Genomic DNA, 2,026 nt, shown 5'->3' with positions numbered 1-2,026 from the left:
TTAATAAAAATATCACAACCTGTACATCGCTTGTACCCTGTTTCGTATAATCCTCCCTTTAATCTAGAGATCTTAACAGCAAAATCCGAGCAAATTCCTTTACAAGGCATTTTTACCTTATTAAATTTCTAATAATTTCATTTAGTACAACTGAAAAACTAAGTGATTCACCATATTCTTTTTTGAATTCTAGTTGAACCTTTTGAATATGCTTGTTCACATCATCATCAATTTTCACCGAAACTTGTTTGCTCATTACAAAATGCAAATTTTTTTAATTTAAATAAATTAGTTTTTTTGAATTGAACAGACAACCTGATCACACAAAACTGTATTTTGTAAAAATTAATTATTACGTGTGGTTTGGATTTTAACTGACTATTTCTAATATAGAATTATTTATTATTTATATGATGGATCAAATCCTTATGGAAACAAAAGTTGATAATAACCAAACCAGGCAACAGGCAAAAACTGTAAAAGCAATTGGTCAGCATATGAAAATTCTTGTAATTGATGACAACGAACAAACCACTACAATGTTATCCAAATTCTTCAATGCAAAGGGGTTCGAGATTACAACTGCAAATGATCCGATTGAAGGACTACATCTTATTAGACAGGAAAAGTTTGGTGTAATTTTACTGGATGTTATGATGCCTGTGATAGGGGGAATTGGAATCATAGAAATTTTAGCAGGAGAAGACACACTTAAGGATCAAAATGTGTTCATATTTACAGGTGCAAATCTACCTGAAGTACAGGTAAAGAATTTGTTAAGAAGAGATGGAGTAAATGGAATTGTGAAAAAGCCCTTTGAACTTGATAATCTTTTGACAACTATTCTGGGTTGATGTTACAATTGCCTGTCATTAATTTGAAAAATTCTCCATTATTGGCTATAATTCAAACCTGTGAACAGGAAATATTCCGTTCTTGTTATTAACATCGATTAGAGAGTTTTGAGTTTTTCTTCTGCAGTGTTTAGACCGGCTTGTGCATCAGTTTCATATCCCATCATTGCAAGAGTTGATGAAATAGCCGAGATTGTCCTCATAACATGGTATTGACTAACTTCTCCCATACAACCTACTCTGAATACTTTCCCCTTTAGATCTCCAAAACCGCCAGCAACTAAAACTTTGAATTTTTTTGCCAACGTATCTCTAAATATTTTGTCTTGTAAACCCTCAAGGTAATTTAGAGCAACAATAGATATTGAACGATCCTCTTCTTTAGCAAAAGGAGTAAGACCGATTGCACTTAATCCTGAATATAGGGCATCCGAGCAAACCTTATGTCGTTTGTAAACTGCTTCTAATCCTTCTTCTAGCATTATTGCTAATGCTTCTCTATATGCATAAAGGAGAGGTAATGCTGGTGTAAAGGGAGTATGTTTTGATTCTTCATAATATTTGAAGTAGCGTGCTAAATTGAAGTACATAGTAGATGGAGGATTTTCAATCATGTATTTTTTGGCTCGTGGACTAATTGAGATAGGGGATATTCCAGGGGGTGCAGCAATTGCTTTTTGCGCACCTGTCATACAAACATCAATATTCCATTTGTCAACTGGTAATTCAGCTCCACCAAGCAAGGATACAGAATCTACAACAAAGTATGAGTCATTTCGTGATATTAAATCGGATACCTTGTCAAGGTAATTTACCATTGTACCAGTAGAAGTTTCATTATGTACTACATAGAATGCTTTAACATCCTTGTTATTATCAAATGCTTCCTTTACTTGATCAAAGGTGGCATTTTGCCCTGGAGGAGTTTCAAGTTTTATTACCTCAGCACCTTGACCTGCTATTAACTGAGATAGCCTGTTACTAAATTCACCATTAACTGGAATAATGACTTTATCTCCTTTTTTTATGAGATTTATAACGCCAGCTTCTACCGCTCCTGTTCCTGAGGCAGATAATGCTACAATATCATTTTTGGTTTGAAAAACTTGTTGAGTTTTATCGATTACATCAGTGTATAGTTCAACAAAATCATCACTTCTATGGTTAATTAT

General features: G+C 33.7%; 2 protein-coding genes. One reads left to right on the top strand and one right to left on the bottom strand.

Annotated features, from left to right (window positions below):
* The first annotated feature begins 428 nt into the window (after positions 1-428).
* Positions 429-854: a response regulator gene (locus tag AC22ZQ_RS14335; RefSeq protein WP_318959440.1), complete on the top strand. Its 426-nt coding sequence runs from the start codon at positions 429-431 to the stop codon at positions 852-854.
* Between the two features lie 98 nt (positions 855-952).
* Here the strand turns inward: AC22ZQ_RS14335 and AC22ZQ_RS14330 are convergent.
* On the bottom strand, positions 953-2,026 hold a 1,074-nt coding region (locus AC22ZQ_RS14330), incomplete at its 5' end, for a pyridoxal-phosphate-dependent aminotransferase family protein (RefSeq protein WP_318959439.1).

It is taken from the genome of Lishizhenia sp. (genome assembly GCF_057456495.1).
This window is presented reverse-complemented; position numbering and strand designations above follow the sequence as displayed.

Bases quoted from the DNA above. Each gene is read 5' to 3' on its own strand.
- AC22ZQ_RS14335 (WP_318959440.1), top strand. From the start codon at position 429: ATGGAAACAAAAGTTGATAATAACCAAACCAGGCAACAGGCAAAAACT.